Origin of the sequence: Brevibacillus agri (assembly GCF_004117055.1) — a bacterium.
Classification (GTDB): Bacteria; Bacillota; Bacilli; order Brevibacillales; family Brevibacillaceae; genus Brevibacillus; species Brevibacillus agri.
Map to the genome: position 1 here is coordinate 4,139,840 of NZ_CP026363.1, position 13,742 is coordinate 4,153,581.

At 56.6% G+C, this 13,742-nt stretch carries 12 protein-coding genes; 2 read left to right on the forward strand and 10 right to left on the reverse strand.

Features of this window, described 5'->3' with window-relative positions:
- Window positions 1-87: 87 nt before the first annotated feature.
- On the reverse strand, window positions 88-2,352 hold the full coding sequence (locus tag BA6348_RS20295; RefSeq protein WP_122952543.1) for an immune inhibitor A domain-containing protein: 2,265 nt from the start codon (window positions 2,350-2,352) through the stop codon (window positions 88-90).
- 414 nt (window positions 2,353-2,766) lie between these two features.
- Window positions 2,767-3,888 carry an ATP-binding protein gene (locus BA6348_RS20300; RefSeq protein ID WP_242507392.1) on the reverse strand — a complete coding sequence of 374 codons (1,122 nt, stop codon included), beginning with the start codon at window positions 3,886-3,888 and terminating at the stop codon, window positions 2,767-2,769.
- Between the two features lie 174 nt (window positions 3,889-4,062).
- Here BA6348_RS20300 and BA6348_RS20305 point away from each other — a divergent pair, with 174 nt between their 5' ends.
- The gene (locus BA6348_RS20305) at window positions 4,063-5,250 is read left to right on the forward strand and encodes a M20 metallopeptidase family protein (protein ID WP_005833807.1); all 1,188 of its coding nucleotides are present in this window, start codon (window positions 4,063-4,065) and stop codon (window positions 5,248-5,250) included.
- Window positions 5,251-5,381: 131 nt separating this feature from the next.
- Here the strand turns inward: BA6348_RS20305 and BA6348_RS20310 are convergent, their stop codons facing one another.
- From BA6348_RS20310 to BA6348_RS20320, 4 genes are all read right to left on the reverse strand, one after another.
- Window positions 5,382-6,545 carry an FAD-dependent monooxygenase gene (locus tag BA6348_RS20310; protein WP_371861781.1) on the reverse strand — a complete coding sequence of 388 codons (1,164 nt, stop codon included), beginning with the start codon at window positions 6,543-6,545 and terminating at the stop codon, window positions 5,382-5,384.
- Between the two features lie 138 nt (window positions 6,546-6,683).
- Window positions 6,684-7,598, reverse strand: coding sequence for a cysteine synthase A (gene cysK, locus BA6348_RS20315; protein WP_005833811.1), 915 nt, complete (start codon window positions 7,596-7,598; stop codon window positions 6,684-6,686).
- Complete coding sequence (locus BA6348_RS26865; RefSeq protein ID WP_122952544.1) at window positions 7,595-7,840, reverse strand: hypothetical protein; 246 nt, start codon at window positions 7,838-7,840, stop codon at window positions 7,595-7,597. Before BA6348_RS26865 ends, cysK begins: the two co-directional genes overlap by 4 nt.
- A gap of 76 nt (window positions 7,841-7,916) precedes the next feature.
- Window positions 7,917-8,966, reverse strand: coding sequence for a hypothetical protein (locus tag BA6348_RS20320; protein ID WP_025848220.1), 1,050 nt, complete (start codon window positions 8,964-8,966; stop codon window positions 7,917-7,919).
- A 202-nt stretch (window positions 8,967-9,168) separates the two neighbouring features.
- Here BA6348_RS20320 and BA6348_RS20325 point away from each other — a divergent pair, with 202 nt between their 5' ends.
- On the forward strand, window positions 9,169-9,723 hold the full coding sequence (locus BA6348_RS20325; protein WP_235694757.1) for a DUF3267 domain-containing protein: 555 nt from the start codon (window positions 9,169-9,171) through the stop codon (window positions 9,721-9,723).
- Window positions 9,724-9,921: 198 nt separating this feature from the next.
- Here the strand turns inward: BA6348_RS20325 and BA6348_RS20330 are convergent, their stop codons facing one another.
- From BA6348_RS20330 to BA6348_RS20345, 4 genes are read right to left on the reverse strand one after another with little or no spacing between them, the layout of a single operon-like run.
- Entirely contained in the window at window positions 9,922-10,908 is a 987-nt protein-coding gene (locus tag BA6348_RS20330) for an ROK family protein (protein ID WP_005833816.1), read from the reverse strand.
- A gap of 30 nt (window positions 10,909-10,938) precedes the next feature.
- Entirely contained in the window at window positions 10,939-11,760 is an 822-nt protein-coding gene (locus BA6348_RS20335) for a sugar phosphate isomerase/epimerase family protein (protein WP_005833817.1), read from the reverse strand.
- 13 nt (window positions 11,761-11,773) lie between these two features.
- The gene (locus BA6348_RS20340) at window positions 11,774-12,745 is read right to left on the reverse strand and encodes a Gfo/Idh/MocA family protein (RefSeq protein WP_025847167.1); all 972 of its coding nucleotides are present in this window, start codon (window positions 12,743-12,745) and stop codon (window positions 11,774-11,776) included.
- 18 nt (window positions 12,746-12,763) lie between these two features.
- Window positions 12,764-13,738 carry a Gfo/Idh/MocA family protein gene (locus BA6348_RS20345; RefSeq protein WP_005833821.1) on the reverse strand — a complete coding sequence of 325 codons (975 nt, stop codon included), beginning with the start codon at window positions 13,736-13,738 and terminating at the stop codon, window positions 12,764-12,766.
- Between the last annotated feature and the right edge of the window lie 4 nt (window positions 13,739-13,742).

Genomic DNA, 13,742 nt, shown 5'->3' on the forward strand with positions numbered 1-13,742 from the left:
CCCCATCCGGCAGGACACGCTGCTTCCTATTCCCACAAAAAAGACGCCTGGCATCAGCCGAGCGCTGACAGACGTCTTTCTCTTTGCTTATTTTTTCAAGGACAGTTCAACCGATGCGTCCGTGAACTTTTTCGTTACCCGCTTCAATTTGATTTGCAGCCCGATTTCCGGAAGGATTTTTCCGACCTCCGGCACTTCCGGCATCGTGTAATCGTCGCTGTCGTCAAATGTAGTGACACCTTTGAGCGGCGCGTAATTCATCGTACCGAAAATGTAGTCGAGGTTCATGCCAGACGTTTTGTTCGGGCTGAATGCCGCGTCGTTCACCTGGTAGCGGGAATCTGCAATCGCGTCTTCGTTTCCTTCGTCGTTGTTCCAGTAGCGCACTTCCTGATGCGCATCGACTACGCCGAGCATGCCGTAGCCTGGATGCTGGCTTGTGTTGTTGTCTTGCGTTTTGCCATAGCGGCCGTCGTAGTACCAGATCACCATGCCTGGGTCGTAAGAGAAGAACGTGTCGTTGCGGCGGAAATACTTCAGTCCGGCGTCCACGCCTTCATGGGAGCGCAGCTCGATCAGGTAGTACGTGTCGTACATTTTTCCTTTGCCATCGAAGTGGATGAAGCCATCCAGTTCGAACTTCTGGTCGCCCTCGGCATCGTCGGCGAAAATGACTTCGCCATCCGCTTCCACTTCAAAGTTGTCGAGGTAGAAGCCAGGCATCGCCAAGCCGCCATCCGTCACGTAGTTGAACTCCACGCGAATTTTCTTGCCAGCAAAATCGTTCAGGCTGATTTTTTCCTGATCCCAGCCTTTGGTGACATCGTCGAACTGCTCGACGGTTTTGCTATCCCCTGTCTCTTCATCAATCACGTTGACGTACAGGTAGTCGTAGTCGGTTTCAATCGCTCTCCACGAGTCAAAGCTCATGGACGCCGAGCTGGCCCCGGTCAGGTCGATTACGTCCGACACCATTTTCGTATTCAGGTTGTCGCCTTCATCGGAGAAGTAGGCGTAATCCCCGTCTTTCGGCTGAGTCGGCGGTTCTTTTTCAGCCTGCGGCATGTTGAGCTTGATAACTTTTCCGCCCATCTCCTGGCTGGAAGCGTCGATCAGGCTGAACGTCTTCTTTTTCTTTTCCAAATCTTTATAATCGACGACGCGCGGAGAAATCCATTTTCCGCCGTACATTTCTTGCAGCATCATCTTGGACCATGGATCCAGTCCGGTTGGTTGCGTTTGGAAAACTTTACCCGTGTGGCTACCGGAAGACATCAAGGACCACGCACCTACTGGCGAGTCGTGCCCTTGCCTGGACGTGTCATACAAGTCCGGCAATCCGAGGTTGTGTCCGTATTCGTGCGCGAAAACGCCAGGTGCGCCGTCTTCCGGCTGAATCATATAGTCGAAAGCTTTCAGGCTGGTGCCCGGGATTTCCATCGGCTTTTTCAACGTCCAACGGTGCGACCAGATCGCGTCTGCGTCCTCGCCCGTCTCTTCGCCGATGCCCGCATGTACGAGCATCAGGTTGTCCAGCATGCCGTCCGGCTCCATCAGATCGCCATCGCCATCCAGGTCGTACGGGTCGCGCTGGTCGTAGTCTTCCTCTTTGCCCGCAATCGCTTCGCCTACGGCCCCCAGCGTTTCTTCGACCAGATCGCGCGGCGCTGCGTCGTTGCCGCTGGAATTGTTTCCGCCGTAATGCTTGTAGCTCTTTTCAGCCACTTGCCAAGGAGTGACTACTCCATCTACCGTCCAGCTTCTGCCGGATTGCAAATAGTAATACTCCGCCATCGTCGTCATGCTGGTGCCTTCTGGCGTCGTATAGCCTTTTTGATTGAAAAGCATGTCGCGGTAGTGCTTTTCGTTGAAATCCTTTGTCCAGAGCGTGTCGTTCACTTTCGGCAACTGGTTGTGCTCCCGATCGGGAAATTCAACGAGCGCGATCACGATGTTATCGGTATGTACTCGTTTGGAGGCGCGCAGTTCGCTTTCATCCTGATCCTCGACCTCTGCCACCCGCTTTGCCGCCTCCGACAAAGCTGCCTGCTGGGACTTCTCCGCTTTTTTCCCGAAGGACGAGGAGTTGTCGATGCCATGCGGCACTTTTTTGTCCTTGAGATAATCGAACAAAGCTTCATTGATTTCTTCCTGATCGTCGTCCTCATCAATAATGCCTTGCTCAATCAGCCCTTTTACCAATCGGTCAATATTGACTGTGGACAAGTCCACCTCCAAGGTATGCTTGTCCTCCTTCGACTTGGCCAGTCCCGCAGCAGGTGCAGCCGCAAATGCGCTCAGCACAAGCGATGACGAAAATAAAATAGATAATAGCTTCTTGCCTTTCTTCACTGCCGTTCACCCTCTTTTTCTATCTACTTGGTTTGGCCGGACTATGATTTTACCCCCAGTTCCGACTATTCACAATTATTACACGTTTTTAGATCATAGCCAAAAATTTTCTTTCGACAGAAAATCGTTCCTGCGCAAAACCATTTTTTCGCCTAAGCAATCTGACCCAGAATGACAAACTCCACGCTTTTTCCATGTTTTATGCGAATCCTTGTCTGATAGCGGGGGAAGAAAAATTTCTCACAAGGCGTCTACGGCCAAAAGTCCTATGAAAATATTGTAGAATTTTGTCGATTTATAGCGAAAAATACTTTCTGGCTGAACCCCTTCCACTGTGTCTCGTTCATGTCGCCTACAAGAAAAAGCCGTCGCTAATGGACGGCTTTTCTTCTTCGCCAAAAGGCGAGACGTCATTTATTTTGCAGGCAAAATCACCGTGAACCGCGTCATTCCATGCTCCGAGACGATCTCGATGCTCCCGTTATGTTTGCTGACCACCGCCTGGACGATCGGCAATCCCGCTCCCCGCGCGTTTGAGCGCGTTGCCGGCTTGGTCGTATAGCCTACCGTGAAAATGTGCGCACGCTGCTCGGGCGAAATCTCCGCGCCCGTGTTCTCCACCTCGAAGACGTACTGCTTGTCCTCCCGGCGGCAGGCGATCCGAATCCGCTTTTCCCCATCCGCCATCTCTGCGGCATCTATCGCGTTGTCGATCAGATTGGACATAATTTTCACCAGGTCAATAGACGGAATGCCCTCAAACGGATCCGGGCACTCGGCGAACTGCATGACGATCTGCTTCGATTTGGCCTGCTCCCATTTTGTATGGAACAAAACCATCAACGCCGGATTGGCGATCCGCACCGTCAGATCGAGCAACTTCGTCTCCTTCAACAGCGACTGGATGTAATCGCGCGCCTTGTCGAAATAGCCGCATTCAATCAGTCCGTACAACACTTGCATATGGTTGACGAAATCATGTCGAATCGAGCGTATGGAGCTGATGACAGAGCGCAGCTCGTCCTGGTAATGCTCCTCCGTCTCTCCCACCGCCACGCGAATTTCCCGCTGGTACCAACGCGAAAGGCCCAGAATCAAAACGATCAGCACGACCACAAACAGTCCGTGAAACACGAAGACGGGCACGCTGTTGCGCACGACGTCCTTGCCTATGCCCTCGACCATCGCCATGTCGGTATCGACGCCGACGATGCCGGCGAGCCGGCCGTCCTTGCCCAGAAGCGGTGCCCCTGCCGACATGTAGACGCCGTAGTGGGGATCGCGAATGATGTCCGAATAATACGTCTCCCCCGCGCGAATTTTGGCAATCTGCTCCGCATTCACATAACAGGGGTCGCCAATCTGAAACTGGATGCCGGAATCGGGCGGATGGGCGGCGACCATGACTTTGCCGCCGCTTCCATCCGGATTGATTTGCAGCAAGTACAAGTACAGGACCCCGAACTGCTCCCGCACCTGGCTGAGCTGGGAGGTGAGCCGCTCGTACGCCGGATTTTCCTTTACGGGATGCTGCAAAAATTGCTCGTAGGACGCGACGTCGATTCGGCTGGCCGCCGCTGTCCACCTGCATCCCCCGTCACACCAGGCATACTCTGGTACAGCATAGATTGCAATATATTTCGCAATATTTTTATAATGGAGAGACTGCGAATTACCAATCTCTTTCTACGGGAAAAAGGAGTGGAGCCAATGCAAGACAAATTGTTTGCCCGTTTACAGGAAATTTACCCCGAGCTTGTGTCATTCAGACGCGATCTGCATATGTACCCCGAGCTTTCCTTCAAAGAGGAGAATACGGCCAAAAAGGTAGCGGACAAGCTGGCTTCCTTTGGCATTGAAGTCAAAACAGGTGTCGGCGGCATGGGCGTCGTCGGCTATCTCAAGGGCGGCAAACCGGGAAAAACAGTCGCCCTGCGCGCCGACTTTGACGCCCTGCCGATTCAGGATGAAAAAGACGTCGAGTACAAATCGCGCATTCCAGGCGTGATGCACGCGTGTGGGCACGACATTCATACAGCAGGGCTTTTGGGTGTCGCGCAAGTGTTGAGCGAATATCGTGACGAAATTCCAGGAACGGTCGTGTTCCTGCATCAATTTGCCGAAGAGCTGCCGCCGGGCGGCGCCAAGGCCATGGTCGAAGCAGGCTGCCTGGAAGGCGTCGACGTAGTGTTCGGCGCGCACGTAGCCTCTGACCTGCCAGTCGGCAAGGTCGGGATTGCGACGGGCTATGTAACGGCGGCGGCGGACAGCTTCGAAATCATTTTGTACGGAAAAGGCGGCCACGGCGCTTCCCCGCACAACTCGATCGACCCGATCGTGCTCGGCAGCCAGATCGTGATGAACTTGCAACAAATAGCAAGCCGTCAGATTGATCCGCTCAAGCAGGTCGTTCTGTCCGTCTGCTCGTTCCTCGGAGGCGGCGAAGCCTACAACGTCATCCCCGACCAAGTGCGCCTCAAAGGAACCGTGCGCACGTATGACGAGGAAGTGCGCGTCGCAGTCGAGCATTCCATGCGCCGCATCGTAGAGGCGAGCTGCCAGGCTGTCGGCGCGACGTGCGAAATCACGTACGAGCGCGGCTACCCTGCCACCTGGAACGACGAAGTGGAAACGACGCATGTCGAGGCAGAAGCCAAGCGTCTCTTCGGCGACGAGAACGTCATCAAGATGCCGCCGATCATGGGCGGAGAAGACTTTGCCTACTTCGCGCAGGAGCGGCCAGCCACTTTCTTCATGACAGGCGGCCGCAACCCGGAGATCAAGGCGACCTATCCGCACCACCACCCGAAATTCGATGTGGATGAGCGCTCCATGCTCCAGACCGGACAGTTGTTCATCGGAGCCTTGCTCGCCTACCAGGCGCGTCAGCAAGGCTAAGGCAGGGCAAACCATTCAGGCTCGTTTTGCCGATCCCAAACGCTCAAAAGCTGCCTGGCACGAATTGCGCCGGGAACGTTTTGCACAGAAAAAGGCAGGAGCTTTCCGCTCCCTGCTTTTTTGGCTTGCGTCTATACCTCGTGCCCGATAATCCAGTCCAGCCGCCTGCTCTGCACGTCGGCAGGTATCGTTTTCAACAGCAGGCTGCGAAAGGCGACCGCCAGCGGATTTTCCCATTGCGTCACATAGCCGATCAGCCGCGAGCTGCGCACGATGGCATGCACCCGTTTTTTTCGCAGCCCTTCGTATTCGCGCAAAGCTGTGGAAAAATCAGCGGCGCCTCCCGCTTTTGCCAGGCAGCGCGCCAGCACGAGCGCATCCTCCAGCCCCTGGCCTGCTCCCTGGCCCAGATTCGGCAGCATAGGATGCGCAGCGTCTCCGATCAGCGTTACAAGCCCTGCTCCCCACTGCTTCAGCGGACGGCGGTCGTATATGTCATGGCGCAAAATCGCTTCCTCTGGCGTAGCCGCAATGACAGCCTGCACAGGCTCGTACCAGCCTTCGAACCTGCGCATAGCCGCGAGCTTTCGGGCGATCGGCGAATCTTGTTCGCCCTCTGGCGCGTTGACCGCCGCAAACCAGAAAATTCGGTTGCCGCCGATGTGCGAAAAGCCAAACCGGGCTCCTCTCCCCCACGCTTCGAACCCTCCGTGCGTTTCCACCGGATAGCGCTGGTCTTCGTAGCGGGCTATGCCGCGAATCGCCGTGTAGCCGGAGTAGCACATTTTCCCCTCGCCAAAAAGCTGCTTGCGAACGCGCGAATGGATGCCGTCCGCGCCAATCAGGACGTCTGCTTCCGCTGTCGTGCCATCCGCAAAAGCCGCCTGCACGCCGCCCTTTTCCTGCGCAAAGGAAACGAGCTTTTTGTCCAGAACGAGATCGTGCGCCGCCACTTTCGCAAGCATGGCCTGCTGCAAATCAGCGCGGTGGATCAAGTAGCTGTCCGCCCCGCAGCGCTTTGCTTGCTGCTCAAAAGCCATCTCGACCAGCACGTTTCCTCGCCAGTCGCGTATTTTCGCCTCGCGAACAGGGGAACCAAGCTCGCGAACGCGCGCCCCCGCCCCGAGCTTATCCAGTGCTTTCATCGCATTGGCTGCGAGCACGATGCCAGCGCCGATGGCTTTTTGCTCCTTGGCCTGCTCGTACAACATCACCTGCCAGCCCGCCTGCTTCAATGCGATGGCAGCCGCCAGCCCGCTCACCCCGGCTCCGGCGATTATAGCCCTTCTGCCCATTTGCATGCCGCTCCTCATCGTGTCTGTTCCTGTCGGAAAGACTTTTTCCAAATAATAACACACCATGCTCGCCCGGGATACGAAAAAGCCGCCTTCTCCCTCGCACAGAAAAGCGGCTTTCGCTTGCTTCGTTTCCTTTTAAAAAAGATTCATGCTCAAATACCGTTCGCCCGTATCCGGCGCGATGCAGACGACCCGCTTGCCTGCTCCCAGCCTTTTCGCGACAGCAACCGCAGCAAACACCGATGCTCCAGACGACGGACCTACCAAAATCCCTTCCAGCGCCGCCAGTTTGCGCATGCTGTCCAGCGCGTCCTCGTCCGCGATCTGGATGATCTCGTCGTAGATGCCCGTATTCAAAATGCGCGGAATAAAGCCCGGACTGGTGCCGACCAGCTTGTGCGGTCCAGGCTTGCCGCCGGACAAAACCGGGGAGCCTTTTGGCTCGACGACGGCGATGTACAGCTCCGGAAGCTGCTCGCGCAACGCTTCGCCTGTCCCCGTAATCGTTCCGCCAGTGCCAGCGGTTGCGACAAAAGCGTCGAGCTGTCCGTTCGTCTGCGCCAAAATTTCGCGGGCAGTCGTGACCCGGTGGATATCGGGATTCGCCTTGTTTTCAAACTGTTGCGGGATGAAGCTGCGCGGAATCTCCTGCTGCAGCTCCTTGGCCTTGGCAATCGCTCCCGGCATCCGCTGCTCGCTTGGCGTCAGCACGACCTCTGCCCCGTACGCTTTTAAGATGTTGATCCGCTCTTTGGACATGTTGTCCGGCATGACCAATATCGCCCGGTACCCTTTGGCCGCGGCGTTCATCGCCAAGCCGATCCCGGTGTTCCCGCTGGTCGGCTCGATAATCGTGTCCCCTGGCCGGATCAGGCCCTCCTGCTCGGCTACGGCAATCAGGTTGTAAGCAGCCCGGTCTTTGACGCTTCCCGACGGGTTGAATTTTTCCAGCTTCACCCATACTTCTGCCGCTCCTTCGGGGACCATCCGGTTCAGGCGAACGAGAGGCGTGTTTCCGATCAGCTCCGTAATACTTTCGTAGACGCTCATAAAAAACCTCCCGACCAAAGCCACAAAGGCTGATTTATACGATTAAGAATAATACAATAAAACCGATCTGAAAATAACAAAATCTCATTCGCTCCAGAGACTTGGCTGCTGCATCGAGCCATTGCCGAAACCTTGCTATCTAAAGCGAACGCGTCTTGCTTTCCCTCTTCGTCCGAAGTCGTGCCAGGTTGTCCTTCTACCGGATAAACCTCTAGTCCATTCTTTTTTTGCACAATCTGCACAAAAAAGCTCAGCCTCCCGCCGCATCGAGCCGTCCGGAAGCTGAGCCTGTCTTTTTCCGCTATCGGTGTATCAGTGCTAGTAGCCGTACTTGGACCTCGTCTGTTCGAGCACGGCTGCCGCCTGCTGGTAGAGCTTGTTTGCGGAAGCTTTGACGCCCGCCTGCTCTTTTTCCAGCGTGCCGAGCCGCTGCTTCGCCTGCGCGATCGCATCGGAGCCTGTCTTGACCGCGTCCGTCAACGCTTTTTCCCGCTTCTCTGCATCTGTCACGCTCGCCTTGATTTCCTCCCACACCGCCTGCGCGTCTTTCATATCCGTCTCCAGCACCGCGATGATGTCCTGCATGCTCTTTTTCTTTTGCGCAATCGTGCTGTCCATGGCGTTCATCCCGTCGACCAGCACCTTCATGCTGCCGAGCGTCCCGGCCATCACGTCGTATTCCATTTTGCTCAGGCTAGGCTGTTTCGCGTATGTAATCAGCTCGTCCAAAAGACCTTGCAGCTCGACGACCTGGTCTTTGGAAAACTGCAGCTCCTCTGCGAACTGGATTTCCTGCAAATATTGGGCGCTCTCCAGCATATCGGCCGTAAGCCTCCCCGTCTGCTCGACCTTTTTAGCGAACTCGACGCGCGCTGCTTCCTTGGCCCGTTGCTCTTCCACTTCTTTTTTCTTCTGGGCGGCTTCCTGCTCGACGCTGTTCGTCCACGCCGCCAGCTTGTCGTCGTACGTCTGCTTGTTGCTGGCTGCGAGCTTGGTTTCCGCCGGCTCGCCTTGCGCAAGCGGCCCCTGGAACAGCAGCCCGTCTGCGCTCACCTTGGCCTGGAGCTTTTGGCCCGTCGTCTTCTCTTGAAGGGTAAGCGTATCTTTTTCCATCGTCCCCGTCCAGACGCTTGTCTCCGTCTGCAAGCGCGGAATCGTATCCTCGACGAGCAGCTTGGACAACGTTACTTCAACGTTGACCTGGTCATTTTCCGCTGTTACTTTTGCGTACGCCATCCGGCTGTTGTCTTCGTACAAATACCCTTCTGCCAGCGCAATCGGCCCCAGCAAGCGATAGCCCCAAAAGCCCAACGCAATGACAACCAGTAGCGCGATTCCCAGTAATAGACGTTTGTTTTTCCCCTGCATGCTGCGACCCCTCATCCGCTTTTTTCTGTTTCCTTTGGCCTGTTTTTTGCCGAAACGTGCCACAACTTCATCATACATGAACCGCATTCCGAAACCATATGAGTCGAAAGGCCAATTCCTGTGCAGTATGGCGGATTCATTTGAACGCCGTCAGCCCAAAAAGCTATACTTGGAGTATATCATGACAGGAGGCCCGATTGATTTGGAACCCAACTACGTGAAAAAGCAGGTGATCTTGCAGCCGTTAAAAGCCAATTTGCTTGCCTGCGTGTGCTTCCTGCTGTTCGTTCCGGCAGCTTTGTTCGCGTTTCTTTATCAGACGACACTCGCCTTTACGCTCTCGTTTGGCGACTTCTTCCTGTTTTTTCTCGCGGTCGCAGTTGGCGTAATCGTCCATGAACTACTGCACGGAGTCGGCTTCCTGCTCAGCCGCCAGGTGTCTGTCGCAGATATTCGCTTTGGCGTGGTGTGGCGCAAGCTCGTTTTGTACGCTTGCTGCCTGAAGCCGATCTCCATCGGCAGCTATCGGTTTGCCGTCCTGCTTCCGAACTTGCTGCTCGGCGTGCTGCCGCTTTTCCTGGCGTACTTCTTCCATTCGATCTTTTGGTACTTATGGAGCATCGCGATGCTGCTCGGCGGGTTTGGCGACCTGTACATCCTGTGGACGCTTCGCGCTTTTCCCAAGCAAACGAAAATTGCCGACTCGCCAGACAGCATCGGTTATGTTGCCTATGTTCCGGACCCGAAACAGTTGTAAGGAAAATCTGGCAGGTTACGATTACTTGTCTGAGGCGAGAACCCTTGGAGATTCTGTCATGCCATCCCGCAGAAAGCGCGAGCGCCTTCCCGCCAAGCCCCCCTCGTCAAGCGTGCCTATGCAAAAGAACCACAGCAAAAAGCCGACGTCTCTGGCAAAACGTCGGCTTCCTTTTATTCCTTCGCGCTTCATCCTCGCTTAGACGGCCACTTTTTTGCGCGCGGCCGGAAAATACATCCCCGCTGCTCCCAGCACGCCCGCTTCCGCTCCCATCGTGCTCAACTGAATCGTCGCCTGGCTCGCCATGCGCGAGATGCAGCGCTGGCGGATTACCCGCTGCGCTTCTTCGAGCAGGATCTGTCCGTTGTTCATGACTCCGCCGCCGAACACGATCACCTGCGGATTGAACAGGTGGATCAAGTTGGTCAGGCCGACGCCGAGGTAGTAGCCAGCCTGCCGCAGCAAGTCGATGCTGAGCGCATCCCCGCTCTGTGCCTGCTCGCCGATCTCCTTGGCCGTAATGCGGCTGAGCTCGCCCGTGGTGCAAGTGCGCAAGGAGCTGGCCGTACCGGATTGCAACTGCTCCTGCGCCATTTTGGCGAGCGCAAGCCCGGAGACGTAGTTTTCCAGGCAGCCTCTGTTCCCGCAGGCGCAGAGCGGTCCTTCCGGGTCAAGCGATATGTGCCCGAACTCTCCCGCGCTGTCGCCGATTCCGGTAATCAGGCGGCCGCCGCTGATGATGCCGGCTCCCACGCCCGTGCTGACCGTCACGTAAATGAGATCATCCGTGCCACTGGCGCTGCCAAAAGCCCATTCCGCCACCGCTGCCGCATTGGCGTCGTTGATGAGCTGCACCGGAACGCCAAACCGTTCGTGCAGCCTGTCGCCGATTGCCACGTCGCTCCAGTTCAGATTGCTCGCAAAGATGACCATGTGCCGATGCGTATCAATAATTCCGGCAGTAGCGATTCCGATTCCGCGTATTTGCGCGAGGCCGACACCGCTGTCCGCAAGCACGGACTGCACCAGATCGCCAATTCGCAAAATGACAGCATCAGCCTCGTCCTCCTTTTGCGTCGGCGCATTCGCTTGGCTCAGGATGCAGCCATTCTGGTCGACGATAGCAGCGATGATTTTCGTGCCTCCCAGATCAATTCCGATGGCATATGGTTTGTCTTGGGTCATCCTTTGACTCACATCCTCGCTGTCTGTTCTCTATTGAAAAATGGCGTCAAGCGCCTGGGAGCACTGCGCGAGCAGCAGCTTTGGCTTGTGGGCAAACGGCGAGATTTCCGGGATGACATAGCCGCTGTACTCCACCTCGCGCAGCGCCTCCACCACGCGATCCCACGGGATGTCGCCAGCCAAAAGCGGCACGAATCCGGTAATGTTGCCCGTCGACGTCTTGAAATCTTTGACGTGAATGGCGCGGATTCTTTTCCCCAAAATCCGGATCCACTGCTCGGGAAACCCGAACTGCAGCACGTTGCCGACATCGAAATAAGCGCCTACCCACGGGCTATTCACTTCGTCGATCAGTCCGGCCATTTCCAGCGGACTGAGCAGGAACTTGTTCCAGACGTTTTCGATGCCGATGTGCACCTGCTTGGCCGCTGCCGTTTGCGCCAGCCGCACGAGCGCCTCGCGTGCGCGCTCATACGCCTTGTCGTACGAAACCTCCGCCGTCACCAGTCCAGGCACCACGAGCACCGTCCGGGCGCCAAAAATGCTCGCCGCCTCGATCATTTTCTCGACGACCCGAATGCCTTTTTCGCGAACTGCTTCGTCATTGTGCGTAAGCGGGTACTTCCACAAAAGCGCCGTCGAGACGCTCGGCAGTTCCAGCCCATGCTCGCGGGCCTTTTGCGCGAGCAGCCGTAACTCTTCCTCCGTCATCTCCAGATGCAAGCAAGCGTCCCCTTCGTCGAGATTCAGCTCGACGCCCGCGTACCCGTACGCTTTTGCCTGCCGGAAAATGTCCTCTGCTCCGGTTTCCTTCGGGAAGCACCAGGCGTTGATTCCTTTTTGAAAAAACATGCTGTTCACTCCCTTATTCATCGTGCGAAATCGTGACAGGTGTGCCTGACTTCGCAGACTGATTGGCCGCCAACGTAACCGCCAGCGTCTTTTTCGCCGAGGCATACGGTGACAGGACCAGGCTCGCATCCCCTGTTTCGATTGCCGTGACAAACGCCCGGTCTTGCTTCCTGTACATGTCCACCGTTGCTTCTGTCGTGCGCGTTCCCGCCTCGTCCGTGATCGTCAGCTTTCGGCCGTCGATCTGGACGCGGAAATGCTTCCCGAGAATTTCCACCCCTGTGCGGTGATCGGCCTGGATGAAGCACGTATCGAGCTGCCCGATCGCCCCTGTTGCAAACGACAGGCTGACCGCCGATACATCGGGAATGTCGATGCCGTCGATGTCTTGCGAGGCCATAAGCGCCATCTGGGCGTACACTTTTTCCACGTCCCCGGCCAAAAAGCGCATCATGTCGAGCGTATGCGTCGCCTGCTCAACAAGCTGGCCCCCGGATTTGCCCATCTGTCGCCACCACGGCGTCTCCACAAATTTGGTCAAATAATGGCCGCGCACCAGCGCGATTTGCTTGTCAGCCAAATAGTCGCGGGCCTGCTGCACGATGTCCAGATAGCGCAGGCAATAGCCTGTCGCGCTGATAATTCCTGCTTTCTCGATCGCCGCCTGCTTCCTCTTGACTGTCTCCAGATCCAGTCCGATCGGCTTTTCCACGAACAGGTGAATGCCTCTGGCCGCAGCCTGCTCCTCGATTTCTTCATGGGCAAAAGGCGGAACGCAGACAAACAGCGCATCGAGCTGTTCATGCGCGAGCAGCTCCCGCCAGGACGTGTAGCCCGCAGCCCCGATCTGCTCTGCCGTAGACGCCGCCGCTTCCTTGTTCACGTCGCAGACGGCTGTGACTCTCACCCGTTCGTCAGCGAGCAAGCCTTTCAGGTGATGCTGTCCAATCCCGCCAACGCCAATCATTCCGATCTGTATGCTCACTCTCGTTCACCGTCCCAGCTAGCGTATGACTACCGGCTGCTTCTGCTCAGCCGACTGGTAGGCAGCAAGCGCGACTTCCACCGCCCGCATGCCGTCCTCTCCCGTTACCGATGGCGCTTTTTTCTCCCGGACGCTCGCGACAAAGTCGCTCACCAACTGGCTGTCCATGTCGTCGCCCCAGTTCACCCACTTCAAGCCTTTGTCGTTGCTGTACACGTCGAGCTTTTGCGAAAAGGCGTCGAGCGAAATCGTGCCTTCCGTGCCGATAATCTCCATCGTGACGTCGCCCCAGACCGGAAACGTCTTGTTGCGGGACCAACTGCAATCGAGCGTGGCAAACACGCCGTTTTCAAATTCGAGCGTCAAAATGCCGCAGTCGTCAATCGGAGTAGCGGAAAACTTGCTGTCTACCTCCGCGTACACCTCGCGCACTTCTGCGCCCATGAACCAGCGCATCAAATCGACGACGTGCACCGTATGGTCGATGACTGCGCCGCCGCCGGATTGGGCCGGATCGACGAACCAGCCGCCCGGATTTTGCCCCCGGTTCGTCCCGCGGATCGCCATGATGCGGCCGATCTTGCCTTGCTCCACGAGCTGTTTGGCCCGCACGACCGCCGGATGGAACCGGACCGGGAACGCCGTCTGCAAAATGACGCCTTGCTCGCGGCACACGTCGATCATTTCCTCGGCCGCCGCCAGCGTGGTCGCGAGCGGCTTTTCGCACAGGATATGCTTGCCTGCCTTCGCCGCTGCTACGGTATGCTCATGATGCTTCGCATTTTCCGAAGTGATGATGACCGCGTCGATGTCCGTTTTCAAAAGCTCGCGATAATCGCGGTAAAACGGTACGCCCCACTTCTCTGCCGCCGCCTTGCCGCGCGCTTCGTCCTCGTCGGCAACCCCGACCAATTGTACGCCCGCAAGCTTCCCGACAGCATTCGCGTAGCTGTACGCATGCATATGTGCGACACTGATGATTCCCAGTTTCATATGT